At 72.9% G+C, this 25,880-nt stretch carries 24 protein-coding genes and 1 pseudogene; 14 read left to right on the top strand and 11 right to left on the bottom strand.

The genetic code is table 11. The annotated features are described in order from the left end of the window. Positions 1-91: 91 nt before the first annotated feature. Positions 92-613: a hypothetical protein gene (locus QFZ64_RS14515; protein ID WP_373430742.1), complete on the top strand. Its 522-nt coding sequence runs from the start codon at positions 92-94 to the stop codon at positions 611-613. Positions 614-698: 85 nt separating this feature from the next. On the opposite strand, the gene QFZ64_RS14510 is transcribed toward QFZ64_RS14515, so the two are convergent. From QFZ64_RS14510 to QFZ64_RS14490, 5 genes are all read right to left on the bottom strand, one after another. Further along, positions 699-1,073, bottom strand: a complete 375-nt coding sequence (locus QFZ64_RS14510; protein ID WP_307065757.1) for a hypothetical protein — start codon at positions 1,071-1,073, stop codon at positions 699-701. Positions 1,074-1,261: 188 nt separating this feature from the next. Then, positions 1,262-1,801 (bottom strand): roadblock/LC7 domain-containing protein, encoded by a 540-nt coding sequence (locus tag QFZ64_RS14505; RefSeq protein WP_307071707.1) that lies wholly within the window; start codon positions 1,799-1,801, stop codon positions 1,262-1,264. A gap of 38 nt (positions 1,802-1,839) precedes the next feature. Then, complete coding sequence (locus tag QFZ64_RS14500; RefSeq protein WP_307065755.1) at positions 1,840-2,859, bottom strand: hypothetical protein; 1,020 nt, start codon at positions 2,857-2,859, stop codon at positions 1,840-1,842. After that, positions 2,856-3,254 (bottom strand): hypothetical protein, encoded by a 399-nt coding sequence (locus tag QFZ64_RS14495; protein WP_307065753.1) that lies wholly within the window; start codon positions 3,252-3,254, stop codon positions 2,856-2,858. The genes QFZ64_RS14500 and QFZ64_RS14495 overlap by 4 nt, the downstream gene beginning before the upstream one ends. Positions 3,255-3,559: 305 nt before the next feature. Next, a complete protein-coding gene (locus tag QFZ64_RS14490) occupies positions 3,560-5,059 on the bottom strand; it encodes a diaminopimelate decarboxylase (RefSeq protein ID WP_307065751.1) in 1,500 nt (499 codons plus the stop codon). Between the two features lie 285 nt (positions 5,060-5,344). On the opposite strand from QFZ64_RS14490, the gene hutU reads away from it, so the two are divergent. From hutU to hutI, 4 genes are all read left to right on the top strand, one after another. Next, the gene (gene hutU / locus QFZ64_RS14485) at positions 5,345-7,063 is read left to right on the top strand and encodes a urocanate hydratase (RefSeq protein WP_307065748.1); all 1,719 of its coding nucleotides are present in this window, start codon (positions 5,345-5,347) and stop codon (positions 7,061-7,063) included. After that, on the top strand, positions 7,060-8,283 hold the full coding sequence (locus QFZ64_RS14480) for an allantoate amidohydrolase (RefSeq protein WP_307065746.1): 1,224 nt from the start codon (positions 7,060-7,062) through the stop codon (positions 8,281-8,283). Before hutU ends, QFZ64_RS14480 begins: the two co-directional genes overlap by 4 nt. A gap of 110 nt (positions 8,284-8,393) precedes the next feature. Continuing rightward, entirely contained in the window at positions 8,394-9,710 is a 1,317-nt protein-coding gene (locus tag QFZ64_RS14475) for a formimidoylglutamate deiminase (RefSeq protein ID WP_307071706.1), read from the top strand. A 131-nt stretch (positions 9,711-9,841) separates the two neighbouring features. Next, positions 9,842-11,017 carry an imidazolonepropionase gene (gene hutI, locus QFZ64_RS14470; protein ID WP_307065744.1) on the top strand — a complete coding sequence of 392 codons (1,176 nt, stop codon included), beginning with the start codon at positions 9,842-9,844 and terminating at the stop codon, positions 11,015-11,017. Between the two features lie 67 nt (positions 11,018-11,084). Here hutI and QFZ64_RS14465 read toward each other — a convergent pair whose 3' ends face one another. Next, positions 11,085-12,044, bottom strand: coding sequence for an RNA polymerase sigma factor SigF (locus QFZ64_RS14465; RefSeq protein ID WP_307071705.1), 960 nt, complete (start codon positions 12,042-12,044; stop codon positions 11,085-11,087). Between the two features lie 238 nt (positions 12,045-12,282). Between QFZ64_RS14465 and QFZ64_RS14460 the strand changes: the two genes are divergently transcribed. Both QFZ64_RS14460 and QFZ64_RS14455 read left to right on the top strand, forming a co-directional pair. Next, on the top strand, positions 12,283-12,654 hold the full coding sequence (locus QFZ64_RS14460; RefSeq protein WP_307065742.1) for an STAS domain-containing protein: 372 nt from the start codon (positions 12,283-12,285) through the stop codon (positions 12,652-12,654). Between the two features lie 363 nt (positions 12,655-13,017). Next, positions 13,018-13,635: an ATP-binding protein gene (locus QFZ64_RS14455; protein WP_307065740.1), complete on the top strand. Its 618-nt coding sequence runs from the start codon at positions 13,018-13,020 to the stop codon at positions 13,633-13,635. A gap of 143 nt (positions 13,636-13,778) precedes the next feature. Here the strand turns inward: QFZ64_RS14455 and QFZ64_RS14450 are convergent, their stop codons facing one another. Beyond that, the gene (locus QFZ64_RS14450; protein WP_307065737.1) at positions 13,779-15,281 is read right to left on the bottom strand and encodes an oligopeptide:H+ symporter; all 1,503 of its coding nucleotides are present in this window, start codon (positions 15,279-15,281) and stop codon (positions 13,779-13,781) included. 686 nt (positions 15,282-15,967) lie between these two features. Here QFZ64_RS14450 and QFZ64_RS14445 point away from each other — a divergent pair. Both QFZ64_RS14445 and QFZ64_RS14440 read left to right on the top strand, forming a co-directional pair. Continuing rightward, positions 15,968-16,645, top strand: coding sequence for a response regulator transcription factor (locus tag QFZ64_RS14445; RefSeq protein WP_307065735.1), 678 nt, complete (start codon positions 15,968-15,970; stop codon positions 16,643-16,645). 16 nt (positions 16,646-16,661) lie between these two features. Beyond that, positions 16,662-17,951: an ATP-binding protein gene (locus QFZ64_RS14440; protein ID WP_307065733.1), complete on the top strand. Its 1,290-nt coding sequence runs from the start codon at positions 16,662-16,664 to the stop codon at positions 17,949-17,951. 33 nt (positions 17,952-17,984) lie between these two features. Here the strand turns inward: QFZ64_RS14440 and QFZ64_RS14435 are convergent, their stop codons facing one another. Continuing rightward, entirely contained in the window at positions 17,985-18,521 is a 537-nt protein-coding gene (locus QFZ64_RS14435; protein ID WP_307065730.1) for a GtrA family protein, read from the bottom strand. Positions 18,522-18,704: 183 nt separating this feature from the next. Between QFZ64_RS14435 and QFZ64_RS14430 the strand changes: the two genes are divergently transcribed. From QFZ64_RS14430 to QFZ64_RS14420, 3 genes are read left to right on the top strand one after another with little or no spacing between them, the layout of a single operon-like run. After that, positions 18,705-19,865, top strand: a complete 1,161-nt coding sequence (locus tag QFZ64_RS14430) for a 5-(carboxyamino)imidazole ribonucleotide synthase (RefSeq protein ID WP_307065728.1) — start codon at positions 18,705-18,707, stop codon at positions 19,863-19,865. Then, on the top strand, positions 19,862-20,410 hold the full coding sequence (gene purE, locus QFZ64_RS14425; protein WP_307065726.1) for a 5-(carboxyamino)imidazole ribonucleotide mutase: 549 nt from the start codon (positions 19,862-19,864) through the stop codon (positions 20,408-20,410). The genes QFZ64_RS14430 and purE overlap by 4 nt, the downstream gene beginning before the upstream one ends. Before the next feature lie 5 nt (positions 20,411-20,415). Continuing rightward, positions 20,416-21,609, top strand: a complete 1,194-nt coding sequence (locus tag QFZ64_RS14420; protein ID WP_307065725.1) for a dipeptidase — start codon at positions 20,416-20,418, stop codon at positions 21,607-21,609. 20 nt (positions 21,610-21,629) lie between these two features. Here QFZ64_RS14420 and QFZ64_RS14415 read toward each other — a convergent pair whose 3' ends face one another. After that, on the bottom strand, positions 21,630-22,181 hold the full coding sequence (locus tag QFZ64_RS14415; RefSeq protein ID WP_307065723.1) for an acyl-CoA thioesterase: 552 nt from the start codon (positions 22,179-22,181) through the stop codon (positions 21,630-21,632). A gap of 118 nt (positions 22,182-22,299) precedes the next feature. On the opposite strand from QFZ64_RS14415, the pseudogene QFZ64_RS14410 reads away from it, so the two are divergent. Both QFZ64_RS14410 and QFZ64_RS14405 read left to right on the top strand, forming a co-directional pair. Further along, a pseudogene (locus tag QFZ64_RS14410) lies at positions 22,300-23,590 on the top strand (LCP family protein). Between the two features lie 114 nt (positions 23,591-23,704). Then, positions 23,705-24,964 (top strand): dipeptidase, encoded by a 1,260-nt coding sequence (locus QFZ64_RS14405; RefSeq protein ID WP_307065722.1) that lies wholly within the window; start codon positions 23,705-23,707, stop codon positions 24,962-24,964. Between the two features lie 72 nt (positions 24,965-25,036). Here QFZ64_RS14405 and QFZ64_RS14400 read toward each other — a convergent pair whose 3' ends face one another. After that, entirely contained in the window at positions 25,037-25,435 is a 399-nt protein-coding gene (locus QFZ64_RS14400) for a VOC family protein (RefSeq protein WP_307065720.1), read from the bottom strand. A gap of 26 nt (positions 25,436-25,461) precedes the next feature. Then, entirely contained in the window at positions 25,462-25,824 is a 363-nt protein-coding gene (locus tag QFZ64_RS14395) for a VOC family protein (RefSeq protein ID WP_307065718.1), read from the bottom strand. Positions 25,825-25,880: the final 56 nt, after the last annotated feature.

The following is a 25,880-nucleotide window of genomic DNA, read 5'->3' as shown; positions in this document are numbered from 1 at the left end:
GGACGTGCGGGACGGACAGGTAAGGCGCGGCGGGCGTGGAGGGCACGGGTTGGCGCGGGTGGCCGTCGTCGTGCGGGCCGGAGCCGCGCCGATGTGGTGGCTCGGGGTGTGCGCGGCCGGCATCGGCCTCCTGGTGCCGGGGCCGACCGGACGCCGGATCGGACTCCTGGCCGGGGCCGCGCTGTATCTCGTGAGCCTCGCCGTCGTCGCCCTGCGCGGCCGCAAGCGGTACCGGGCGCTCGCGCGCGGCGCCGCCCGGGCCGGCAAGTACGACGTGCTCCAGGACCGTGCGGTCACCGTGCGCAACTGGCGCCGCGGACACCGGTGGTGGCTGCTGCTCGCCTTCCTCCTCGCGCTCGGCGCGTCCTTCGCCGTGCCCGCCGCCGGTGGCATGCTGCTCGCCGGACTCGGCACCGGGCTGCGGCTGAAGGCCGCCTGGCTCGGCCGCCTCGAACGCACCGGCGACGGACTGCTGTGGGTGCGCGTGGACTGGCTCGGCCGGGGCGCCGGCGCCCCGGCCGGCCGGACCGTCAAGGGCTACCGCCGCACCGGCATCGCGGCGGGCGACGCGGCCCCCGGAGGGGCTCGCCGCCGTACCGCCGCGCTGGTCTGACGGCCGCCGCCGCGCTGGTCCGACGGCCTGTCCGGGCGTCCCGGCGGCCGGGGCGCCCGGTGGCTGTTCGGACCTCCGTGGCTGCTCAGACCTCCAGCGACTCCTCGATCCGCTTGAGCTGGTGCCGGGCCATCGCCAGGTTGGAGCGCTTGGCGTCGAGGACCAGGTAGAGGAAGAGACCGTTGCCGCCGCGCCCGCTCAGCAGCCGGATCATGTGGTACTGGTCGGACAGGGTGATCAGGATGTCCTCGATCTCGCCCTTGAGACCGAGGTGTTCCATGGTGCGCAGCTTGGCGCGCACGACGTCGGTGTTGCCGGCGGCGGCCACGGTGAGGTCGAAGGACTTGCTGCCGCCGATCGTGCCGAGCGCCATGCCGCTGGTGTAGTCGACGAGCGCCGCTCCGGTGGAGCCCTCGATGGAGGCCAGGATTTCCTTCAGCGCGGTTTCGGTGTTCGCCATGACGGGGTGATCCCTTTCGGTTCGTGGTGTCGTTCCGTGCGAGGGGTGCGGCTCGTGCCGGCCTGGTGGGCCCGTGCGGTCGGAGCCGGGCGTGGTTCGTTGCCTGTGCGGTTCTCGATCTTGTTCTTGTTCTTGATCTTGATGTGACTTGTGCGGTTTTCCGTGCGGCTTGTGCGGTGTCCGGTCGGTCAGTCCTCCTTGGTGCGCGCGTTCGCCGTGGGGTGTGGCGCGTCCGCCGGCGTGCGTGCCGTGCGCGCCCGCGCGGTGGCGGGCTTGGCGGGGGTTCTCATGGGGGGCTTGGCGGGGAGCGTGCGAGGAGGCTCGGCCGGGGGTGGCGATGCCGCCTCGGCCCGGGCCGCGGCGGAGTCGACCAGCTCACCGATGCGGGTACTGGCCCGGCGGCCCTCCAGGTGCAGCCGGCCGACGTTGACCCGGTCCTGGGCGAGCAGCGTCACCACGGCGGAGCGCCCGGCGGCATAGGTGGCGACATAGCCGTACACCCCGCGCACCAGCAGCTCGCGGAAGTCGCCCTGCGCGGTGGCGTCCGTCATGCGTACGGCAACGCCGAGCGAGGCCGCCGTCAGCGCGGCCACCCCCTCGGGTTCGACGCCGGGGGTGTCGTGGGCGAGGACGAGTCCGTCGACGCTCGCCGCGAGCGCGCCGGTCAACTGGGGTACGCGGGCCCTCAACCGGCGAAGTTCGTCGAGGACTTCGGCCTCGGCGGCCATGAGCAGTCTCCTCTCGGCGCGCTGGCGCAGCGTGCGGATCACAGTGCCTCCAGGGCGTCGCGCAGCCGGCGCAGCAGGGTGATGTGCGGGTCGGCGTGAGCCGTGTCCTGCGACGGCTCCCCGAGACGCGCGGGGGGCCACTCGCCCGCAGTGGACGGGGACGGCGGGACGGGGGCGGGCGGGGAAGGTGAGACAGGGGCGGACGGGAAAAGGGAGACGGGGGTGGTTCCGCCGAATTCGGCGGGGTCGTGGGGGTCGCCGAAGCCTCCGGGATCGCCGAGGTCGCCGGGGACCGGGGGCGGTGCCGGTGGACGCGGTGGCGTGTACGCCGGTGGGCGGACGTCCGGGGCGAGAAGGCCGGCGGCGGCCAGCCGGTGCACGTCGACCAGCGTGTGGAAGGCCGGCCGGCCCAGCGCGCGGGAGATGTCCGACGCCGTCCGACGGCCGTCGACCAGGTGCAGCACCGCGGCCTGCCGGGGCGGGACCGACGGTCCGGCCGGCCGCGCGGTGCGGGCGAGCGGAGCCTCGTCGGCCGCCGGGTCGGGCCAGATGCGGTGCAGCAGCTCGCGGCGGCGCAGCGTCTCGCGTTCCACGGCCGCGACGGACACCGGGCGCACGGGGCCGAGCCAGTGCGCGTCCCCGAACCGGAAGCGGGCCGGGGCGCTGCTCGGTTCCAGTACGAAGTACGCGGCGTCGTACAGCGCTCCGAGATGGCACAACTCCAGCGCGCCCGTGGTCAGCCGCCCCCGGTCCACCAGGTAGCGCCCCACCCGGCCGCGTTCCCCGGCGCGGGCGAACGCCTCGTGCCAGCCCTCCGCGTCCAGCACACCGTGCGCGGTGAGCAGGAGGTCGAGGCCGGGGGTGTCGGGGCTCTCGGCGTGCACCACCTGACCGTCGGCCAGGTAGAGCGCGCCGCGCTCCCGGATCAGCACACCCGTGGCCCGCTCGGCGGCCAGTCGGACCAGCATCGGGGAGAGCGCGCCGGCGGGTATGCGCGTGCGGTCCCGCACCGGCAGCGAGGGCGGCGGGGGTGGTGTGGGTGTCGTGACCATGGTCATCCCAGCACCAGCCGGCCCGCCATCTCACCCAGGCGTATCCGCGCCAGCGCGAGGTTGCCCTCGACGCGGGACAGCCACAGGTGCAGGAAGACACTGCTGTCGAACGTCGTCGGGACGAAGCGCAGCAGGTGGTAGCTGTCGCTGTTGCTGAGGATCAGGTCCTCGACGGGGATGCCGGGGCCCGACCAGTCGGAGCCGCCCTCCGGGGCGAAACAACGGTGTTCGGCGGCGAGCCGGGCGAGTTCGGCGGCCTCCGCGGCGGTCGTCTCGTGGTCGCCGCCGGGGGATTCCCCGACGACGCCCAACGTCAGACCGCTGGTCCAGTCGACCACCGCGGCGCCTCTCGCGCCGGGCAGTCGCATGGCTTCCAGCAGGCACTCGTCGATTCCGGGCACCCTGGCTCCCCTCCCGCCTCGGGTTCGGATGAGTGACGTGGACGCTACGCAACGTGTGCGCGAGGGGTGAGTCTTCCGGCATTTTCCGGTGGAACATGCGAAGAGATGACTAATGTGGGTCGGCTGCTTCCCCGCGCCCCGTCAGTGGCGCGGGGAACCGCGCGAGAAGCCCCACTCGCCCGCGCTCCCTCACGCGCCTCGTCCACCCGAGCTCTCCCGGGGTCGAAGGGGCGGAGCCCCTTGTGGGGACGGGAAGGGCAGGGGCGGCGGGGACGAGGAAACCGGCCCCGCACGCACCCCCGCGGCTACAAGCCCGTCAGCGCGCCGGCGTGCGCGCCGCCCGACTCCGTGACGATCTCCCGCACTGTCTGCGGGTCCCGTACCGTCGCGAAGCGCACTCCGTCCGGTCCTTCGTGGGCGGCGTACCCGTACACCCCCACCCGCGGCAGCGAGTTGTAGGCGTAGTGGTGGGCGAAGGAGTACGCGCCCGTGTCCAGCGCCGCCACCACGTCCCCCGGCGCCAGCTCGGGCAGCCGCCGTCCCTCGGCCAGCAGATCGCCGGCGAAGCAGGCCGGCCCGGCCACGTCCTGCACCACTCGCGGCCCCTCCTTGGGTCGCCCCTTCGCGTCGTACGCCGCGATCCGCAGCGGCCACGCCCGCGGCGCGTACACCGTCCGGGCCGCGACCTGCACCCCCGCGTGGGTGACGGCCACCGCCCGCCCGCCCGCGCTCTTGGTGTACTCCACCCGCGCCACCACCGTCCCGTGCTTCGCCAGCAGTGACCGCCCGAACTCGGTGACCAGTCCGTACCGCCCGTCCATCAGCCCCGGCACGGTCTCGGCGAGCAGCCGTGCGTACCGCGCGTACGTCGGCGTCGACGCGTCCGAGCCGAAGTCCACCGGGAGCCCGCCGCCGATGTCCAGCGTGTCGACCTGCCGTCGGCCCGAACGCCGGTTGATCTCCTCGGCCAGCGCGTACATCTCGCCGACGCCCCGCACCATCAGCGCCGGCGGCATCCCTTGCGAGCCCACGTGCGCGTGCAGCCGCGTCAGCCACGGCCGCTCGGCGTACGCGCGCAGCAGCCACTCCCGCGCCCCCTCGTCCCGCAGCGCCACCCCGAACTTCGAGGTCGTGGTCGCGGTCGACAGCGCACCGATCGAACCGCCCCCGACCTGCGGGTTGACCCGGATGCCCAGGGGCGAGCGGGTGGGCGCGGAGCGGACCAGAGCGTCGATCCTGGCCAGCTCCTGCGGGTTGTCGGCGTTGACCGCGATGCCCAGCGCCAGCGCCTCGCGCAGCTCCGCCGGGGTCTTCGCGGGTGAGTCCAGAACCGTCCGCTCCGGCGGCACCCCGGCCGCGCGCGCCAGGGCCAGCTCACCAGGGCTCGCCACCTCCGCCCCGATCCCGGCCGCCCGCAGCAGCCGCACCACCGGTACCAGCGGACTCGCCTTCACCGCGAACGCGTGCAGTACCGGCGTGCCGGCCGGGAGGACCGCCTCGAACGCCGCCCGCAGCTCCGCCGCCGCGTTCCGGATGCCGGTCACGTCCAGCAGTGCGATCACGGGCGTCCCGGGCCCGAGCATCCCCTGCTCGACGGCGGCCCGTACCGCCTCGTCCCGCCGCGCCACCCGCTCCCGGTCGGCGGCGGACAGCGGTCCGGCCGCCGCCGTGCCCCACGCGTTCCCCGCCACCTCCGGGGCCCGAGCGGCCCCGCCCTCGTCGGCCAGTTCCATCGGTGTCCCCGTCGCCTCGTCCTCGCCGCCGGTCGCGTTCTCGCCGGTGCCCGTGCCTGTGCCGGTGTCCATGTACCTGGCCACGCCTCCGCGTCACCGCCCGGTTCCCGTCCGCACGGGGGCGCAGCGGCACGACCGCCGTCCGCAGTGTCCCTGCCGGGCGGGTACCCACTCGGGCTGCCATGCCCGGGGCGGGGCCGGCGTGTCCGGGGCGGGGCCGGCGTGTCCGGGGCGGGTTCGGCGTGTCCGGGGCGGGCCGGAGGGGGGAGACCGTATTGACTAGCTCTATTCAGCGCGCGACGATGTGAATATCCGCAGACCCGACCCCAGATCCAGACCCAGGCCCGGGAGGCACCCATGTCAGGACCCCGTCCAGTCCGAGCCCCGCGCGGCACGGAGTTGAGTGCCCTGGGGTGGCAGCAGGAGGCCGCCCTGCGGATGCTGCAGAACAACCTCGACCCCGAGGTCGCCGAGCACCCCGACAAGCTCGTCGTCTACGGCGGCACCGGCAAGGCCGCCCGCGACTGGCGCTCCTTCGACGCCATGGTCCGCACCCTGCGCACCCTCAAGCAGGACGAGACCATGCTCGTCCAGTCCGGCCGCCCGGTCGGCGTCATGCAGACCCACGAGTGGGCGCCGCGCGTCCTGCTCGCCAACTCCAACCTCGTCGGCGACTGGGCCAACTGGGAGGAGTTCCGCCGCCTGGAGGCCCTCGGCCTGACCATGTACGGGCAGATGACCGCCGGCTCCTGGATCTACATCGGCACCCAGGGCATCCTCCAGGGCACCTACGAGACCTTCGCCGCCGTCGCCGCCAAGCGCTTCGGCGGCACCCTCGCCGGGACCATCACCCTGACCGCCGGACTCGGCGGCATGGGCGGTGCCCAGCCCCTCGCCGTGACCATGAACGACGGCGTCGTGATCTGCGTCGACTGCGACCCGCGCGCCATCGACCGCCGCATCGAGCACCGCTACCTCGACGTGAAGGCCGACAGCCTGGAGCACGCCCTGCGGCTGGCCACCGAGGCCCGCGACGCCCGCCGCCCGCTGTCCATCGGCGTCCTCGGCAACGCCGCCGAGGCGGTGCCGCGGTTCCTCGCCATGGGCGCCCCGATCGACATCGTCACCGACCAGACCTCCGCCCACGACCCCCTGGCCTACCTGCCCACCGGGATCGCCTTCGAGGACATGGCCGACGCCGCCGCCAAGGACCCGGCCGGCTTCACCACCCGCGCCCGCGAGTCCATGGCCCGGCACGTCGAGGCCATGGTCGGCTTCCAGGACGCCGGTGCCGAGGTCTTCGACTACGGCAACTCGATCCGCGGCGAGGCCCGACTCGCCGGTTACGAGCGGGCGTTCGCCTTCCCCGGCTTCGTCCCCGCCTACATCCGCCCGCTGTTCTGCGAGGGCAAGGGCCCCTTCCGCTGGGCCGCCCTGTCCGGCGACCCCGCCGACATCGCGAAGACCGACCGGGCGATCCTCGACCTCTTCCCCGAGAACGAGTCCCTGGCCCGCTGGATCAAGATGGCGGGGGAGCGGGTCCACTTCCAGGGCCTGCCCGCCCGCATCTGCTGGCTCGGCTACGGCGAGCGCGACAAGGCCGGCGAGCGGTTCAACGACATGGTCGCGAGCGGCGAGCTGAGCGCCCCCGTCGTCATCGGCCGCGACCACCTCGACTGCGGCTCCGTCGCCTCCCCCTACCGCGAGACCGAGGCGATGCGTGACGGTTCCGACGCCATCGCCGACTGGCCCCTGCTCAACGCCATGGTCAACGTGGCCTCCGGCGCCTCCTGGGTCTCCCTCCACCACGGCGGCGGCGTCGGCATGGGACGCTCGATCCACGCCGGACAGGTCACCGTCGCCGACGGCACCCCGCTGGCCGGCGAGAAGATCCGTCGCGTCCTGACCAACGACCCCGGCATGGGCGTCATCCGGCACGTCGACGCCGGATACGACATCGCCGAGGAGGTGGCCGGGGAGCGGGGCGTACGGGTCCCGATGCGCGAGGGCGACGAGACGCCCGAAGGCGACGGCACGCGTCAGGGCGGCGGCGCGCGTGAGGGCGGCGCCGCGTGAGTTTCCACAGCATGTGGACGGAGCTGCTGCCCGTCGGCCGCAGCTCCGCCTCCGGCGGCTACCGCCGCTTCGCCTGGACCCCCGCCGACGCCGACTGCCGGACCTGGTTCCGCGAGCAGGCCGAGGCCCGCGGGCTCACCTACGAGACCGACCGCAACGGCAACCAGTGGGCCTGGCTCGGCGAGCCCGCCGCCGGGAACGCCGTCGTCACCGGCTCCCACCTCGACTCGGTGCCCGACGGCGGCGCCTTCGACGGCCCCCTCGGCGTCGTCTCCGCCTTCGCCGCGCTCGACGAACTCCGCGCCCGCGAGACGCCGTTCACCAGGCCCTTCGGCATCGTCAACTTCGGCGACGAGGAGGGCGCCCGCTTCGGCCTGGCCTGCGTCGGCTCCCGGCTGGCGACCGGCGCGCTCACCGTCGAGGCCGCCCACCGCCTCACCGACGCAGACGGCATCACGCTCCCGCGCGCCATGGAGGCCGCCGGGTACGACCCCGACACCCTCGGCCCCGACCCCGAACGGCTCGCCCGCATCGGCGCCTTCGTCGAACTCCACGTCGAACAGGGCCGCGCCCTCGACCTCACCGGGGACGCCGTCGGCGTGGCGAGCGCCATCTGGCCGCACGGCCGCTGGCGTTACGACTTCCGCGGCGAGGCCAACCACGCCGGCACCACCCGCCTCGCCGACCGTCGCGACCCCATGCCCGCCTACGCCGAGACGGTCCTCGCCGCCCGCCGCGAGGCCGCACGCGCCGGTGCCGTCGCCACCTTCGGAAAGGTCGCCGTCGAACCCAACGGCGTCAACGCCATCCCCTCCCTCGTCCGCGGCTGGCTCGACTCCCGCGCCGCCGACCAGCCGACCCTCGACACCGTCACCGGCGCCCTGGAGAAGGCGGCCCGCGAGTACGCCGACGCGCACGGGGTCGAACTGGACGTCGTCCGCGAGTCGTTCACCCCCGTCGTGGAGTTCGACCACGCCCTGCGCGACGAACTCGCCCGCCTCCTCGGCACCGGTACCGGCACCGGCCTCACCGTGCCCGTCCTCGGCACCGGCGCCGGACACGACGCCGGGATCCTCTCCGGCGCCGTCCCGACCGCCATGCTGTTCGTGCGCAACCCCACCGGCGTCTCGCACTCCCCGGCCGAGCACGCCACCGAGGACGACTGCACGGCCGGCGTGACCGCGCTCGCCGACGCACTGGAAGGGCTGATCCGCACGTGACACGGCCGAGGTCCGCGCCACCCGCCCCCGCGCCACAGCCGGCGCACACGCCGTCGGCGGCACCCACGACACCGGACGCCCCGCCCCCGTCGGCGGGCCGCACGTACTGGCTGGAACACGCCTGGCTCGGCGACCGCACCGAGCCGGGCGTCGCCGTCGAGACGGCGGGCGGAAGGATCACCGCCGTCCGCACGGACGTCCCCGCCCCGCCGCCCGGCGCGGAGGTGCTGCGCGGGCTCACCCTCCCCGGGCTGGCCAACGCCCACTCGCACGCCTTCCACCGTGCCCTGCGCGGCACCGTGCAGGTCGGCTCCGGCACCTTCTGGACCTGGCGCGAGGTCATGTACGCCACCGCCGGCCGGCTCACCCCGGACAGCTACCACGCGCTCGCCCGCGCGGTGTACGCCGAGATGGCGCTGGCCGGCATCACCGCCGTCGGCGAGTTCCACTACCTGCACCACGCCCCCGGCGGCACCCCCTACGCCGACCCCAACGCCATGGGCGAGGCACTGATCGCGGCCGCCGCCGCGGCCGGCATCCGGATCACCCTCCTCGACACCTGCTACCTCTCCGCCGGCTTCGGCCGGCCGCCCACCTCCCCTCAGCTCCGCTTCTCCGACGGCACCGCGGATGCCTGGGCCGAACGCTGTTCAGATCTCAAGGAACGGGATCACGCGCGGATCGGTGCGGCCGTCCACTCCGTACGGGCCGTGCCCGCGGACCAGTTGGCCACCGTGGCCGGGTGGGCCGAGCGACGGCGGGCCCCGCTGCACGTGCACCTGTCGGAACAGACGGCGGAGAACGACGCCTGCCGCGAGGCCCACGGCCGCACCCCCGCCCAGCTGCTCGCCGACCACGGAGTGCTGGGCCCGCGCACCACCGGCGTGCACAACACCCACCTCACGGACGAGGACATCGCGCTCCTCGGCGGCTCGGGCACCGGCACCTGCATGTGCCCCACCACGGAACGGGACCTCGCCGACGGCATCGGACCCGCCGCCGCCCTCCAGCGGGCCGGCTCCCCGCTCAGCCTCGGCTCCGACAGCCACGCCGTCATCGACCTGCTGGAGGAGGCGCGCGCGATGGAACTCGACGAGCGCCTGCGCACCCGCACCCGCGGTCACTGGACGGCGGCCGCCCTGCTGCGCGCCGCCTCCACCGACGGACACGCCGCCCTCGGCTGGGACGAGGCGGGCCGCATCGGGCCGGGCGCGCTCGCCGACCTCACGACCGTCGCCCTGGACTCCGTCAGAACCGCGGGACCGCTGCCCCGGCTGGGCGCGGAGACCGCGGTATTCGCCGCGACGGCAGCGGACGTGCGCCACACGGTCGTCGCAGGACGGCACGTCGTACGGGACGGCGCCCACGCCCTCGTACCGGACGTCCCGGCGGCGCTGGCACAGGCCGTCGACGCGCTGCGCGACTGAGACCGCCCCCGCCCCCGACACCGGCCCCGCCCCCGACACCGGCCGCACCCCGGCCGACCGCCACCGCCATCCCCGTCGTCCCCGCCACCGTCACCGCCAGGCGCACCGCCACCGCCCCGACCGAGGACACCATGAGCAGCAGCACGGTCATCACCAACATCGCCACGCTGATCACCAACGCCCCCTCCCCCGGCGACACGGACCCCCTCGGCACCGTCCGGAACGCGGCCGTCGTCATCGAGGGCGACCGCGTCGTGTGGACCGGTGAAGCAAGCAAAGCACCCGCCACTGACAATCGGGTCGACGCCGCCGGCCGGGCGGTGATCCCCGGCTTCGTGGACTCCCACTCCCACCTCGTCTTCGCGGGCGACCGCACCGAGGAGTTCCACGCCCGCATGTCCGGCCGCCCCTACGGCGCGGGCGGCATCCGCACCACCGTCGCGGCCACCCGCGCCGCCACCGACGCGGAACTGGAGGCGAACCTCACCCGTTATCTGCGCGAGGCACTGCGCCAGGGCACGACCACGTTCGAGACCAAGTCGGGCTACGGGTTGACCGTCGAGGACGAGGCCCGCGCCCTGCGCATCGCGGCCGCGCACACCGACGAGGTGACGTTCCTCGGCGCCCACGTCGTACCGCCCGAACTCGCCGACGATCCTGCGGCCTACGTCGCGCTGGTCACCGGCGAGATGCTCGACGCCTGCGCCCCGCACGCCCGTTGGATCGACGTGTTCTGCGAGAAGGGGGCGTTCGACGGCGACCAGGCCCGCGCGATCCTCACCGCCGGCCGGGCCAAGGGGCTGCACCCGCGCGTGCACGCCAACCAGCTCACGCACGGTCCCGGCGTGCAGCTCGCGGTCGAGCTGGACGCGGCCAGCGCCGACCACTGCACCCACCTCACCGACGCGGACGTCGACGCCCTCGCGCACGGCGAGACCGTCGCCACCCTGCTGCCCGGCGCCGAGTTCTCCACCCGCGCCCAATGGCCCGACGCCCGCAGGCTGCTGGACGCCGGGGCCACGGTCGCGCTCTCCACGGACTGCAACCCCGGCTCGTCCTTCACCAGTTCGATGCCGTTCTGCGTCGCCCTCGCCGTGCGGGACATGGGCATGACCCCCGACGAGGCCCTCTGGTCGGCCACCGCGGGGGGCGCCCGCGCCCTGCGCCGGGAGGACGTGGGCCGGCTCGCCCCGGGGGCGTACGCCGACCTCGCCGTCCTGGACGCCCCCAGCCATGTCCACCTGGCCTACCGCCCCGGCGTCCCCCTCGTCACCGAGGTCTGGCGCCGCGGCGTACGCGTGGTCTGACCGGAACGGGAAAGCAGGACTGGAATCAGGGCCTCCGGGAGCTCTCTCTTCCAACAGGGAGCACGGGTCAGTCCTCGAGCGCCAGGCCCTTGCGCAGCCGGACCAGCGTGCGGGACAGCAGCCGGGAGACGTGCATCTGGGAGATGCCGAGTTCCTCGCCGATCTCCGACTGCGTCATGTTGGCCACGAACCGCAGCGAGAGGATCTTCCGGTCGCGCTGCGGCAGACCGGCGATCAGCGGCTTCAGCGACTCGATGTACTCGACGCCCTCGAGGTCGTGGTCCTCGTAGCCGATGCGGTCCGCGAGCGCGCCCTCCGAGTCGTCCTCCTCGGGCTGCGCGTCCAGGGAGGAGGCGGTGTACGCGTTGGAGGCGACCATGCCCTCGACGACCTCTTCGTTGGACAGCCCGAGGCGGTCCGCCAGTTCGGTCACGGTGGGCGCCCGGTCGAGCTGCTGGGCCAGCTCGTCGCCGGCCTTGGCCAGGTCCAGGCGGAGTTCCTGCAGCCGGCGCGGTACGCGCACGGACCACGAGGTGTCGCGGAAGAACCGTTTGATCTCGCCGATGATGGTCGGCATCGCGAACGTGGGGAACTCCACACCGCGGCTCAGCTCGAACCGGTCGATCGCCTTGATCAGGCCGATCGTGCCGACCTGGATGATGTCCTCCATCGGTTCACTGCGGGTGCGGAACCGGGCGGCGGCGAACTTCACCAGGGCGAGGTTCAGCTCGACGAGCGTGTGGCGGACGTAGGCGTGGTCGTAGGTGCCCTCTTCGAGGGACTCCAGGCGCTGGAACAGGGTCTTGGACAGCGCCCGCGCGTCCACCGGTCCCACCTCGTGGTACGGGGGGATCTCGGGGAGTCCGGCCAGACCGTCGGGTTCGGTGAGGGTCTCGAAGTCCTCCAGCGCCTCGAGTCCTTCGAGGGACTCGACAGCGGGTTCGAACTCCGGTCGTTCCGGGGAGCGTGTCGACGTCGCCCTCTGGGTATGCGATTCGTCGAGCCGGGGTGACATGATGTCCTCCATCGTTCTCGGCATGTGGCAGCCGAAGCCATACGTGCACTGCGGTGTGCGGCGCCTCCAAAGCCGGCCGTGTCGGTTGGGTGTCCCTACTAGCCCTACCCGGTTCCACAAGCCGGTTGCAAGTGCGCTTAGCTGCGCGTTGTCCCGGTTTGTGCGTTTGTTCGGGTGTTCAAGACTTGTGGGGAAGGCGTAGTGTTCGAGGGCGTCAAGCAAGAGCCACGACGGTCGGGAGAGGGACGGCATGGACCGCGGGACGGTCGGCAGCGCACAGTCGGGCCGGCTTCTGGTCGAGGTGCGTGAAGAAGGTACGAGCGCTGTCGTGACACCGGCGGGTGAGCTGGATCACCACACCGCCGATCTGTTGCGCGAGCCGCTCGAAGACTGCCTGGAGAAGGGTTTCTCGCGCCTGGTGGTGGACTGCTCCCGGTTGGAGTTCTGCGACTCCACCGGGCTGAACGTGCTGCTCGGTGCCCGGTTGAAGGCCGAGGCCGCGGGTGGCGAGGTGCATCTCGTGGGGATGCAGCCGGTGGTGGCCCGGGTCTTCGAGATCACCGGCGCCGATTCGGTGTTCGTCCTCCACGACACGCTCGACCAGGCTCTCGCCTCCGAGTAGGCGAGGGGAGTGGAGCACGCGCCGACGAGGGGGGCACACGCCTGCGGACGGCATACGCGGTCCGCCGGGTGGGCGACGACTCGTCCGGTGCCTTGTGTGGCGGGTGTGACGAACGCGTTGCGATCGTTACCGGTTCCGTCCGAATCCGTGGGTGTTCCGCCGGTCGGCCCGGGCAGGAGACATCTGAACGTGCCGGTGGCACGGGAGGGCAGGCATCCCCGGCGGCGCGAGCCGCGTCCTGTCCGTACGGGGCCGCGAGATGCGTGCCGCTCGGAACAGGGCGGGTACACCCTTTTGTGCGGGTGCAGAGTCTTCCATCGTGAAAAAAATCGTGAACTGGTGAATCGGTGAGGTGAAGCGCTGATGAGCACCACCCGGCCTTACTCGCCGGGCGACCGCGGCCCCGAGCCCAGCGGCGCTTCCGGGGCGGCCGCGGACGGGGCGGCATCCTCGGAGGGTCCGTCGTCCGTGCCGTCTGCGTCTTCCGCGTCCGCCGAGCCGCCGGGGGCGGGGGTGTCCGCCGTGGCGGCCCCCACGTCCGTCGGGGGGTCCCCGCCGTCCGGAGGGCGGCAGGTACGGCGGTTGAACTTCGACGGAGCGAGCGGCGTGGTGCCGCTCGCCCGCGACTTCACCCGGCAGGCGCTCTACGCCTGGGGCTGGCTGCCGGCCGACTCCGCCGACCGGCGGGCCGCGGCGGAGGACGTCCTGCTGGTCGTCTCCGAGCTGGTCACCAATGCGTGCCTGCATGCCGAGGGGCCCGAGGAACTGGGAATCACCTGCGACAACAAGGTGCTGCGGATCGAGGTCTCCGACCGGGGTGAGGGCCAGCCGGCGCCGCGCAACCCCCACCGGGCGGGACGGCCCGGCGGCCACGGCATGTTCATTGTCGAGCGGTTGTGTCTGGACTGGGGAGTCGTCCGGTCCGACAGCGCCGACGGTGCCGCGGGCAAGACGGTGTGGGCGGAGCTGGGGGCGCCTTAGACCCGTAAGAGGGACCGCGTTCGCGGCGCTCCCCTCCCCCTCCCAGACACATCGCACGTGCGAAGGGCGGCGGCATCCTCGGATGCCGCCGCCCTTCGCCGTGTCACTCGCGAGGACACTCGCCGTGTGTCACCCGCCGCGCGTCAGCGCACGTCGCCCATCAGTCGCTTGACCTTGCCGCGGTAGAGCCAGACCGCCGCGCCCGCGACGACCGCGAGCGTGGCCTCCAGGGCGACGATGCCGTTCTTGTTGAGGTCGACGCCCGCGATGGACAGCAGACCCGTCGTCGCGTCGCCCGCGGTGACCGCGAGGAACCAGACGCCCATGAGCTGCGAGGCGTACTTGGCCGGTGCCATCTTCGTCGTCACCGACAGGCCCACCGGCGACAGCAGCAGCTCGCCCATCGTCTGGACGAAGTAGATCGCCACCAGCCACAGCGCGGCCGCCTTGTGTCCGTCGCCGGCGATCGACAGGGGCGCCAGGAAGACGAAGAAGGAGACGCCGACCAGCATCAGACCGGAGGCGAACTTCACCACCGTGCTCGGCTCCTTGCCGCGCCGGTTCAGCGCCAGCCAGACCGCGGCGAACACGGGTGCGAACGCCATGATCAGCACGGGGTTGACCGACTGGTACCAGGAGACCGGGAAGCCCCAGCCGAGGACGGTGTTCTTGGCGGAGCCGTCCGCGAACAGCGACAGCGTCGAGCCGCCCTGGTCGTAGATCATCCAGAACACGGCCGCGGCCACGAAGAACCAGATGTACGCGGTCATCCGGGACTGCTCGGCGCGGTCCAGGGAGCGGTCCCGCTTGATGCGCGCGATCACGAAGACCGGAATGATCAGGCCGGCCACGGTGATCGGCACCATCAGCCAGTTCAGCGTGTAGACGCCGGTCAGGCCGATGACCGCGTAGAAGATCACGGCCGCGGCCGCCCACGCGCCGGTCTTGCGCAGCGTGGAGGACTTCTCGGGCGCCGACAGCGGCATGGGGACGACGTCCGAGCGCGGGCTGAGGTGACGCGTGCCGAGCAGGAACTGGGCCAGGCCGAGGCCCATGCCGACCGCCGCGAGCGCGAAGCCGAGGTGCCAGTTGACGTTCTCGCCGACGGTGCCGATCGCGAGCGGCGCGGCGAAGGCGCCGACGTTGATGCCGACGTAGAAGAGGGTGAAGCCGCCGTCCCGGCGCGGGTCGTCCGGGCCGTTGTACAGGTGGCCGACCATCGTCGAGATGTTGGCCTTCAGCAGACCCGAGCCGATCGCCACCAGTCCGAGGCCGGCGAAGAACGTGCCGGCCGACGGCAGCGCCAGCGTCAGGTGGCCCAGCATGATGACCGCACCGGCGACGGCGACGGTCTTGCGGGGGCCGAGGATCCGGTCGGCGACCCACCCGCCCGGCATGGCGAGCAGGTAGACGAGCGAGAGGTAGACCGAGTAGATCGCGGTCGCGGTGGTGGCGCTCATGTGCAGGCCGCCCGGGGCCACCAGGTACAGCGGGAGCAGAGCCCTCATGCCGTAGTAGGAGAACCGCTCCCACATCTCGGTCATGAAGAGAGTGGCCAGTCCGCGGGGGTGGCCGAAGAAGGACTTCTCGGAACCGGAGCCGGGGGTGCCCGGGCGGACCGAGTCCTTCGTCAGGCTGGACGCCATGGTCGTTCCTTGCTGGTCGGGACGCAGTGCTTGGCGTTGCGCCCGGTGGGGGAGGCCGGCACCGGTGGTTGACGTCGTCCACCCCACGCTCACGGGGGTATCCGCTCCGAAGCACGGAATCCGGATCACGGAATCCGGATCACGGAATCCGGATCACGGAATCCGGATCACGGAGTCCGCGTGACGGAGTCCGCGTCACGGAACGGGGACGGCGACCACCGGGATCCACGCCCCTCGCGGCGAGTGCGCGTCGGCGCGCACGTGCTCGGGGCCCGGCCACAGGTCATTTCACTTCCGGCCGGCGGGGAACCGGCCTCGGGACGGACGGTGAGAACCGGCCGGTCCGGACCGGTCGGTGACCGGCCCGCCGCCCGCAGACAAGGGACCCGGCGGGCGAGCCCGCCGCCGGTCCGCTCCCGGTTGTCCGGGTTGTCATCACAGGCGTGTCAGCTCACGATACGACACGGTCCCACCCCATATGGAAGGACTTGAGACGCGAATCACAGGCTCGGACGGAACCGCACATCTGTTTCGAAGCTCCACGCCCGATTCTCCCCCATGGTCGCAGGCGGCGCCTCCGGGCGCGAACCGGCGGCGGGCGACCGGACACCCTCCCGGATCAAGGTAAGAGAACCGGGTGTCGATCACCCCCTCGTCTCTTGCACCGGTCGGACTACCATCAGTCCATGACCCGTGTACTGCTCGCAGAGGACGACGCGTCCATCTCGGAGCCTCTGGCCCGCGCCCTGCGCCGGGAGGGCTACGAGGTCGAGGTGCGCGAGGACGGACCGACCGCGCTCGACGCGGGGATGCAGGGCGGCGTCGACCTGGTGGTACTCGACCTCGGGCTGCCCGGCATGGACGGGCTGGAAGTGGCCCGCCGACTGCGCTCCGACGGGCACACCGTCCCGATCCTCATCCTGACCGCGCGCGCCGACGAGGTGGACACCGTCGTCGGACTCGACGCGGGCGCCGACGACTACGTCACCAAGCCGTTCCGCCTCGCCGAACTGCTCGCCCGTGTCCGGGCCCTGCTGCGCCGCGGGGCGACCGAGCCGCAGCAGCCGCCCGCCACGCACGGCGTGCGCATCGACGTCGAGTCGCACCGGGCGTGGATGGGCGAAGAGGAACTGCAGCTCACGGCGAAGGAGTTCGACCTGCTGCGGGTGCTGGTGCGGGACGCGGGCCGGGTCGTCACCCGCGACCAGCTCATGCGCGAGGTCTGGGACACCACATGGTGGTCGTCCACCAAGACGCTGGACATGCACATCTCCTGGCTGCGCAAGAAGCTCGGCGACGACGCGGCGAACCCCCGCTACATCGCGACCGTCCGAGGCGTCGGTTTCCGCTTCGAGAAGAGCTGACGAGGCCCCGGCAACCGTGCGCCGCCGTCTCATCCAGTCCACCCTCGCCGTCGTCCTCGTGGTGATCGCGGTCTTCGGCGTCTCCCTCGTCCTCGTCGAGACCCGCACCATCAGCAACAGCGCCCAGGAGCGGGTCGACTCCGAGGCGCTGCGCCTGGCCAGCATCGTCGACGGCCGTGTCATGGACGACGAGAAGGTCACCGCCGAGGTGCTCAGGGAGCAGCTCAAGGGCCAGGTCACCGAGGACAGGTACGCCGTCGTCACCCTGCCGGGCAAGGACTCCGTCGAGGTCGGCTCCCGGCCCTCCGGCGACGTCATCCACGCCACCGCCAAGGGCGAGGAGGGCGAGACGGTCCGCGTCGAGGAGCCCCGGTCGACGGTGACCCGCGAGGTCGGCCGCACGCTGCTGATCATCGGCCTGGTCGCGCTGCTCGCGATCGTCGCCGCCGTCCTGCTCGCCGTGCGCCAGGCCAACCGGCTCGCCTCCCCGCTCACCGACCTCGCCTCCACCGCCGAGCGCCTCGGTTCCGGGGACCCGCGCCCGCGGCACAAGCGGTACGGGGTGCCCGAGCTGGACCGGGTCGCCGACGTGCTGGACTCCTCCGCCGAGCGCATCGCCCGGATGCTCACCGCCGAGCGACGGCTGGCCGCCGACGCCTCCCACCAGCTCCGCACCCCGCTCACCGCGCTGTCCATGCGCCTGGAGGAGATCACCCTCACCGACGACCCCGACACGGTGAAGGAGGAGGCGACGATCGCGCTGACCCAGGTCGAGCGGCTCACGGACGTCGTGGAGCGGCTGCTCACCAACGCCCGGGACCCGCGCACCGGCTCCGCCGTCTCCTTCGACCTCGACGAGGTCATCCAGCAGCAGGTCGCCGAGTGGCGCCCCGCCTACCGCAGCGAGGGGCGCGCCATCGTCAGCTCCGGCAAACGGCATCTGCAGGCCGTGGGCACGCCGGGGGCGGTGGCGCAGGTGCTGGCCGCGCTGATCGAGAACTCCCTGATGCACGGCGGCGGCACGGTCGCGCTGCGTACGCGCGTCACCGGCAACCAGGCGGTCATCGAGGTGACCGACGAGGGCCCCGGCGTCCCGTCCGACCTGGGTGCCCGTATCTTCGAGCGCACGATCAGCGGGCGGAACTCCACGGGTATCGGCCTCGCCGTCGCCCGTGACCTCGCCGAGGCGGACGGCGGCCGGCTGGAGATGCTCCAGGCGAAACCGCCGGTCTTCGGCCTGTTCCTGTCGCGTACGCCGCTGAAGAAGGCACCGGTGGGCGAGGACCACGGGCCGACGGTGCGATGAGCGGGGCGGCCCGGGGTCCCGGGGGGCGGCTTCTCAGCGGCGCAGGCGCCCGGGCGGTGTGGCGTCCGCGTCCTCCAGGAACGATTCCGCGCTCGCCACCGCCTCCTTGGCGGGCAGTGCGCGGAACACCCAGGTGCGGTACGACCAGAACCGGAACAGGGTGGCGATGCCGATGCCGAGGAACTTGAAGATGTTGCTCTGCAACGGGCTGTCCCAGCCGAAGCCGTACGTCGCCACGAACAGCACGCCGTTCTCGATCACCAGGCCGGCCGCGCTGAACAGCAGGAACAGCGTGAGTTCCTTGGTACGGCCGCTCTTGTCGCGGTCCCGGTAGGCGAAGTACCGGAAGCCGACGTAGTTGAACGCGATCGCGACGATCGTGGCGACCACACTGGCGCGCACCACCTGCAGATCGGTGGTGTGCCGCACCAGGTTGAAGACGAGCAGATTGACGAGGAGGCCGGCCCCGCCGACCGCGCCGAACTTCATGATCTCGCGGCCGAACCGCTGGACCTGACGGCGCAGGCCGCGGCGAGAGGTGCCCCGCACCCCCGTGGAACCATTGCCCATCGTGTCGCCAGCCCCCGTCGGGTCGCGTCCGACGGCCGCCACCGGAGAGCGACCGCGATCCCCCCATGCTAACCAGCACGCCCGCACGAGGGCGCGAGCGACGACCGTCCGCGCCGTCCCCCACGCCCGGTCCCGCCCCACCCGGGGGACGGCGGGCCCCGCTCGCCGCATAACCTAGAGAACGTGACGTTTCCGGTAGTCGGCATGGTCGGCGGAGGCCAGCTCGCTCGTATGACACACGAGGCGGGCATCCCGTTGGGCATCAGGTTCAAGCTCCTCAGTGACACACTCCAGGAATCCGCGGCGCAGGTCGTGAACGAAGTCGTCGTCGGCGACTACCGCGACCTGGACACGCTCCGCGAGTTCGCGCGCGGCTGTGACGTGATCACCTTCGATCACGAACATGTGCCGACCGAGCATTTGCGGGCTCTGGAGGCGGACGGCATCCCCGTCCGCCCCGGGCCCGACGCGCTCGTGCACGCCCAGGACAAGGGCGTGATGCGCGCGCGGCTCGACGCACTCGGCGTCCCCTGCCCCCGGCACCGGATCGTGAGCGATCCCGCGGACGTGGCGGCCTTCGCGGCGGAGGGCGTCCCCGAGGGCGCCGAGGGCGACGGCTTCCCCGTCGTCCTCAAGACCGTCCGCGGCGGCTACGACGGCAAGGGCGTGTGGGTCGTCGACTCCGCCGAGGAGGCCGCCGACCCGTTCCGCGCCGGTGTCCCCGTCCTCGCCGAGGAGAAGGTCGACTTCGTACGCGAGCTGGCCGCCAACGTGGTCCGCTCCCCGCACGGCCAGGCGGTGGCCTACCCCGTCGTCGAGTCCCGGCAGGTCGGCGGCGTCTGCGACACGGTGATCGCCCCGGCCCCCGGCCTGGACGAGTCCCTCGCCCTGCGCGCCGAGGAGATGGCGCTGAACATCGCCAAGGAACTCGGCGTCGTCGGCCACCTCGCCGTCGAGCTGTTCCAGACCCGTGACGGACGCATTCTCGTCAACGAGCTCGCGATGCGCCCGCACAACTCCGGCCACTGGTCGATGGACGGCGCGATCACCAGCCAGTTCGCCAACCACGTCCGCGCCGTCCTGGACCTCCCGCTCGGCGACCCGCGCCCGCGCGCGAAGTGGACCGTCATGGTCAACGTCCTCGGCGGCGACTACCCGGACATGTACTCCGCGTACCTGCACTGCATGGCCCGCGACCCCCAGCTCAAGATCCACATGTACGGCAAGGACGTGAAGCCCGGCCGCAAGGTGGGGCACGTCAACACCTACGGCGACGACCTCGACGACGTGCTGGAGCGCGCCCGTCACGCAGCCGGTTACCTGAGAGGGACGATCACCGAATGAGCTCCGCCGCACAACCCGCCGTCGGCATCGTGATGGGGTCGGACTCCGACTGGCCCGTCATGGAGGCCGCCGCCCAGGCCCTCGACGAGTTCGAGATCGCCCACGAGGTCGACGTCGTCTCCGCGCACCGCATGCCGCGCGAGATGATCACGTACGGCGAGCAGGCCGCGGACCGGGGGCTGAAGGTGATCATCGCGGGCGCGGGCGGCGCCGCCCACCTGCCCGGCATGCTCGCCTCCGTCACCCCGCTGCCCGTCATCGGCGTGCCCGTGCCGCTGAAGTACCTGGACGGCATGGACAGCCTGCTCTCCATCGTGCAGATGCCGGCCGGGGTGCCCGTCGCCACCGTCTCCGTCGCCGGCGCGCGCAACGCCGGGCTGCTCGCGGCCCGCATCCTCGCCGCCCACGACGAGGACCTGCGCACCCGCATGCGGGAGTTCCAGCAGGAGCTGAACGACCAGGCCACCGAGAAGGGCAAGCGGCTGCGCGCCAAGGTCCAGGGCGCGAGCGCCGGCTTCGGCTTCGGTCCGGGCGCGGGGAAGTGACGGCGATGACCTCGACCCCCTCCGCGTCCCTCGACGCCGCCCGCGAGCTGCTGCGCGAGTTCCCCGTCGTCGACGGCCACAACGACCTGCCCTGGGCGCTGCGCGAGCAGGTCCGGTACGACCTCGACGCCCGCGACATCGCCGGCGACCGGCACGAGCACCTGCACACCGACATCCCCCGGCTGCGCGCCGGAGGCGTCGGCGCCCAGTTCTGGTCGGTGTACGTCCGCTCCGACCTGCCCGGCGCGGTCACCGCGACGCTCGAACAGATCGACTGCGTACGGCAGTTGATCGACCGACACCCCGACGCGCTGCGCGCCGCGTACACCGCCGCCGACATGGAGGCGGCCCGCGCCGAGGGCCGGATCGCCTCGCTGATGGGCGCCGAGGGCGGCCACTCCATCGACAACTCCCTCGGCACACTCCGGGCGCTGCACGCGCTCGGGGTGCGCTACATGACGCTCACCCACAACGACAACGTGGCGTGGGCCGACTCGGCCACGGACGAGCCGGCCGTCGGCGGGCTGTCGGCCTTCGGCCGCGAGGTCGTGCGTGAGATGAACCGGCTCGGCATGCTCGTGGACCTCTCCCACGTGGCCCCCGCCACCATGCGGGCCGCGCTGGACACCACCTCGGCGCCGGTGGTCTTCTCGCACTCCTCCGCCCGCGCGGTCTGCGACCACCCGCGCAACATCCCCGACGACGTGCTGGAGCGGCTGCCGGGCAACGGCGGTGTGGCGATGGTGACGTTCGTCCCCAAGTTCGTCCTCCAGGCCGCCGTCGACTGGACGGCCGCCGCCGACGAGAACCTGCGGGCGCACGGCTTCCACCACCTGGAGACGAACGACGAGGCGATGAAGGCGCACCGCGCCTTCGAGGAGACGCATCCGCGCCCGGTCGCCACGGCGGCCACCGTCGCCGACCACCTCGACCACATGCGCGAGGTCGCCGGCGTCGACCACCTCGGCATCGGCGGCGACTACGACGGCACGGCCTTCACCCCGGCCGGGCTCGACGACGTCTCGGGCTACCCGAACCTGATCGCCGAGCTGCTCGACCGGGGCTGGTCACGGGCCGACCTGGCCAAGCTGACCTGGCAGAACGCGGTCCGGGTGCTCGGCGCCGCGGAGGACGTGGCCCGCGCGGAGCAGGCCGCCCGGCCGCCGTCCAACGCCACGCTGGAGCAGCTCGACGGGTGACGCGGGGCGGGCGGCGGACCTCAGTGCTCGTATCCCTCCGCCGCCCGCTTCTCCCGCAGCTCCATGATGGCGCGGCGGCGGGCCAGCCGGTGGGTGCGGCGGATCTGTGCCTCCTGCCACCGGCGCCGGTCCCGGTCGGTCTCCGGGATCACCGGCGGCACCGGGCGCGGCCTGCCGTCGGCGTCCACGGCAGCGAACACCAGGTACGCCGAGCCGACGTGGGTGGCCGGCGCCGATTCGTTCCAGCGCTCCGCCAGGACCCGCACGCCCACCTCCATGGAGCTGCGCCCGGTCCAGTTGACCTGCGCCTTCACATGGACCAGGTCGCCGACCCGGACCGGCTCCAGGAACACCATCTCGTCCATGGACGCCGTCACCGCGGGCCCGCCGCAGTGCCGCCCGGCCACGGCGCCGGCCGCGTCGTCGACGAGCTTCATGATCACTCCGCCGTGCACCGTGCCCAGAAGGTTCGTGTCGTTGTGGGTCATGATGTGGCTGAGCGTGGTGCGGGAGGCGGAGACGGGCTTCCCGGGAAGCCCCTCCGCCGTCGCCGACGAGGCGTGGTCTGTCATGAACTCCACCCTATGCGGCGTGGCCGTCGGGAGACTTTGTGTCGGCTTCGCAACAGCACTGACCCAAATCTCCGGGACCCCTGTCTGGCGCACAGCCCGGCACTGCACACTGGGCGGCATGAACGAGTGGCCGGACGGGTGGTCCGACAACAACGGCAATGGGTACGGACGCGGTGGCGCCGGTGCCCGGTCCGAGGGCGCCCGGGTGGCGCGGCAGGCCGGGCGCGGCCCGGCGGACGCCGGGCAGGGCTACGGCCCCGGCTCCGTCGGCCCCGCCGTACGGAAGGGTGCCGCAGCAGCCGTCGTACACCGACGGCGGTGCCGGCGGCGGACAGGGCGGGTACGACGACGGTTCCGGGTACAACACCGGCCAGGTCTACGGCGGTGGCGGCGCGGGCGGCCCGGCCGGGACCGGCGGCGGCCGTCCCGCCCCGAACTGGCGGCGGCGCATCAAGTGGACGGCGATCACCGTCGTCACCGCGCTGGTGGTGACCACCATCGGCACGTACTTCTGGGCCGACTCCAAGCTCAACCGCGACGTCGACCTGTCCAAGGTCATCGACCGGCCGGCCGAGGGCGACGGCACCAACTACCTGATCGTCGGCTCCGACAGCCGCGAGGGCCTGTCCGCCGACCAGAAGAAGGACCTGCACACCGGCTCCGCCGAGGGCAAGCGCACCGACTCGATGATGATCCTGCACGTCGGCGACAGCGGCGACACCCTCATCTCGCTGCCCCGCGACTCGGACGTCGAGATTCCGACGTTCAAGGGCTCGGAGTCCGGCAAGACCTTCCAGGGCACCGGCAAGCACACCAAGCTCAACGCGGCCTACGCCACCGACGGCCCGACGCTGCTGGTGCGGACCATCGAGTACAACACGGGTCTGCACATCGACCACTACGTCGAGATCGGCTTCGCCGGGTTCGCCAACATCGTGGACGCGGTCGGCGGCGTCGACATCACCATCGACAAGGCGTTCAAGGACAAGTACTCCGGCGCCGACTTCAAGGCGGGCAAGCAGACGCTGAACGGCGAGGAGGCCCTGGCCTTCGTCCGCACCCGGCACGCCTTCGCCGCCAGCGACCTGGAGCGCACCAAGAACCAGCAGAAGTTCCTGTCCGCCCTCGCCCACCAGGTCGCCACCCCGTCCACGGTGCTCAACCCGTTCAAGCTGTACCCGACGCTCGGGTCCGGCCTGGACTCGCTGACCGTCGACAAGGACATGTCGCTGTGGAGCCTGGCGTCCATGTTCTGGGCGATGAAGGGCGTCAGCGGCGGTGACGGCACCTCGATGAACATGCCGATCTCGGGGTCCACCGGCGGCAACCTCGTCTGGGACAAGACGAAGGTGAAGACGCTGGTGAACGAGCTGAACAACGACGAGAAGGTGACGGTCTCGGGCAACTGAGCCCGTCGTCGGGCGCCCGCGGGCGCCCGTACCCCGAACGCTCCTCCCACCAGGAAGCGGCCCGGCCTCCGTGCGACCGTGAATCGAACCCGTTCACGACACAGGGAGCCCGCCATGGCCGACCTGCAGGACGAGCTGCACAGCACCACCGGTCTCGGCGGGTTCGGCGAGCCGCTGCCCGGCCCGGAACGGCGCGCGGCCCGCTTCCCGCAGGACGCCGGGGGCATGGTCGGGGATGCGGCCGGGAGTCCGCCCGGGGACCTGCTCCGCGAGGAGGCCGACGGCACCGGGGAGAGGGACCCCCTGGGGCGGGCCCGCGCCCTCCTCGCCGCCCACCCCGTGGCCGACGGCCACAACGGGCTGCCGCGGGTGCTGCGGAACCTGCCCTGGTACGACCTCGAACTCGGCGAGAGCGCCCTCGGCACCGATCTGCCCCGGCTGCGCGCCGGCCACGTCGGCGCCCAGTTCTGGTCGCTGCACCTGCCCGAGTCGCTCGACGGCGACCGGGCCGTGGGCGCCACCCTGGAACAGCTCGACCTGGTCCGTGCGGTGGTGGGCGCCCACCCGGAGGGACTGCGGCTCGCCCATGACGCCGGGCAGCTCGCCGACGCCCGCAACTGCGGCCGTACCGCAGTGGTCCCCGGGCCCGCCGCGGCCGCCGCGATCGACGACTCCCTCGGTATCCTGCGCTCCCTGCACGCCCTCGGACTGCGGCTGCTCACCCTCGCCCGGACGTCCTGGACGGGTGGGGCGGGGGAGGCGGGCGGTACGAGGGGGAGCAGCGAGGCGGGGGACACGAAGGCCGCGGGCGGCGCGGGGCTCACCCGCTTCGGCGAGGAGGTGGTCCGCGAGATGAACCGCCTCGGTGTGCTCGCCGACCTGTCCGGCGCATCGGACGCCACCGCCCGCCGCTGCCTCGCCCTGTCCAAGGCACCGGTCGTCTTCACCCGCTCCGCCGCCCGCGCGCTGCGCCCCCACCCGGCCAACCTCCCCGACGACCTGCTCACCGAGGTGGGCACCGCGCACGGGCTGTGCCTCGTCCCGCTCACCGCCGAGCAGACCGGCCCCTCGCTGCGGGACGTCGCCGACCACCTCGACCACGTCCACCGGCTCGCCGGGGCGCACTGCGTGGGCCTGTCCGGCACCTACGACACCGGGACCGCGCACCCCGGCGGCCTGGCCGACGCCTCCCGCTACCCGTACCTGGTCGCCGAGCTCCTCGACCGCGGCTGGACCGACGCGGACGTGGCCCTGCTCACCTGGGGGAACGTGCAACGGGTGGTGCGGTGCGCGGACTTCACCGCCCGCGCGGCCCAGCAGCGCCGGGGGCCGTCGGCGGCACGGATCGAGGACCTGGACGGCCGAGACGGCTGAGACCGCCGAGACCGCCGTGACGGCAGTGGGCCCGGGCGGATGTCCGCCCGGGCCCTCGCACGCCTCGCGCCGTCAGCCGTGCTCGATGCGGCAGAGGCAGAACGGGTGCCCGGCCGGGTCCGCGTAGACCCGGAAGTCCTCGCCCTCGGGCGCCTCCAGCCGCCGGGCGCCCAGCGCCAGCACCTTCTCCTCGGCCGCGTCGATCTGGGCCCAGGTGCTCCCGCCGTCCAGATCCAGGTGCGCCTGCTGCGAGTTGCGGTCGGAGCGCGGCCACTCCGGCGGGGTGTAGTCCTCCCCGGCCCGCTGGAAGGCGAGCCGGGGACCGCCGGGCACCCGGACGACGACCCAGTCCTCGCTCCCGTCCTCGGCATCCGGGGTGCCGCCGACGACCCCGGCGTAGAACTCGGCGAGCGCGAACGGGTCGGGGCAGTCGAGCACGACGGAACGGAACCGGGCGACGGTCTCGGTCATGGAACGGTCCTCTCTGGGGGTCTGGTTCAGCCGGCGCAGAGGCAGAACGGGTGCCCCGCCGGGTCCGCGTACACGCGGAAGGTGCGTGTGCGGTCGTCGGTCTCCAGCGGAGTGGCGCCGAGCGCGAGCACCCTCTTCTCCGCGGCGTCCAGGTCCTCGACGCTCAGGTCGAGGTGGAACTGCTGCGAGGCGTCGGGCGCGGGCCACTTCGGCGGGACGAAGCCGGGGGCGGCCTGGAAGGCCAGCGCCGTCGCGCCGCCGGGCGGCTTCAGGTCGACCCAGTCGCCCTGGTCCTCCACCGTGCCGCCGAGCACCTCGGCGTAGAACCCGGCGAGGGCGTGCGGGTCGGGGCAGTCCAGGACGACGGTGCCGAGCTCGGCGAGAGCCATGACGTTCTCCTCGGGGTCCGCAACGGAGCCGGTTACCGGTTGCCATGCTTTACCGG

The organism is Streptomyces sp. B3I8 (assembly GCF_030816915.1).
Taxonomy (GTDB): Bacteria; Actinomycetota; Actinomycetes; order Streptomycetales; family Streptomycetaceae; genus Streptomyces.
Note: the sequence above shows the minus strand (reverse complement) of the source record. Positions and strands in the feature narration are given on the sequence as shown.

Bases quoted from the DNA above. Each gene is read 5' to 3' on its own strand.
- QFZ64_RS14450 (WP_307065737.1), bottom strand. From the start codon at position 15,281: ATGGCGTCCAGCCTGACGAAGGACTCGGTCCGCCCGGGCACCCCCGGC.
- QFZ64_RS14500 (WP_307065755.1), bottom strand. From the start codon at position 2,859: ATGACCATGGTCACGACACCCACACCACCCCCGCCGCCCTCGCTGCCG.
- QFZ64_RS14415 (WP_307065723.1), bottom strand. From the start codon at position 22,181: ATGACAGACCACGCCTCGTCGGCGACGGCGGAGGGGCTTCCCGGGAAG.
- QFZ64_RS14515 (WP_373430742.1), top strand. From the start codon at position 92: ATGTGGTGGCTCGGGGTGTGCGCGGCCGGCATCGGCCTCCTGGTGCCG.
- hutI (WP_307065744.1), top strand. From the start codon at position 9,842: ATGAGCAGCAGCACGGTCATCACCAACATCGCCACGCTGATCACCAAC.
- QFZ64_RS14420 (WP_307065725.1), top strand. From the start codon at position 20,416: ATGACCTCGACCCCCTCCGCGTCCCTCGACGCCGCCCGCGAGCTGCTG.
- purE (WP_307065726.1), top strand. From the start codon at position 19,862: ATGAGCTCCGCCGCACAACCCGCCGTCGGCATCGTGATGGGGTCGGAC.
- QFZ64_RS14465 (WP_307071705.1), bottom strand. From the start codon at position 12,044: ATGGAGGACATCATGTCACCCCGGCTCGACGAATCGCATACCCAGAGG.
- QFZ64_RS14435 (WP_307065730.1), bottom strand. From the start codon at position 18,521: ATGGGCAATGGTTCCACGGGGGTGCGGGGCACCTCTCGCCGCGGCCTG.
- QFZ64_RS14455 (WP_307065740.1), top strand. From the start codon at position 13,018: ATGAGCACCACCCGGCCTTACTCGCCGGGCGACCGCGGCCCCGAGCCC.
- QFZ64_RS14510 (WP_307065757.1), bottom strand. From the start codon at position 1,073: ATGGCGAACACCGAAACCGCGCTGAAGGAAATCCTGGCCTCCATCGAG.
- QFZ64_RS14460 (WP_307065742.1), top strand. From the start codon at position 12,283: ATGGACCGCGGGACGGTCGGCAGCGCACAGTCGGGCCGGCTTCTGGTC.
- QFZ64_RS14405 (WP_307065722.1), top strand. From the start codon at position 23,705: ATGGCCGACCTGCAGGACGAGCTGCACAGCACCACCGGTCTCGGCGGG.
- hutU (WP_307065748.1), top strand. From the start codon at position 5,345: ATGTCAGGACCCCGTCCAGTCCGAGCCCCGCGCGGCACGGAGTTGAGT.
- QFZ64_RS14505 (WP_307071707.1), bottom strand. From the start codon at position 1,801: ATGGCCGCCGAGGCCGAAGTCCTCGACGAACTTCGCCGGTTGAGGGCC.
- QFZ64_RS14400 (WP_307065720.1), bottom strand. From the start codon at position 25,435: ATGACCGAGACCGTCGCCCGGTTCCGTTCCGTCGTGCTCGACTGCCCC.
- QFZ64_RS14445 (WP_307065735.1), top strand. From the start codon at position 15,968: ATGACCCGTGTACTGCTCGCAGAGGACGACGCGTCCATCTCGGAGCCT.
- QFZ64_RS14490 (WP_307065751.1), bottom strand. From the start codon at position 5,059: ATGGACACCGGCACAGGCACGGGCACCGGCGAGAACGCGACCGGCGGC.
- QFZ64_RS14395 (WP_307065718.1), bottom strand. From the start codon at position 25,824: ATGGCTCTCGCCGAGCTCGGCACCGTCGTCCTGGACTGCCCCGACCCG.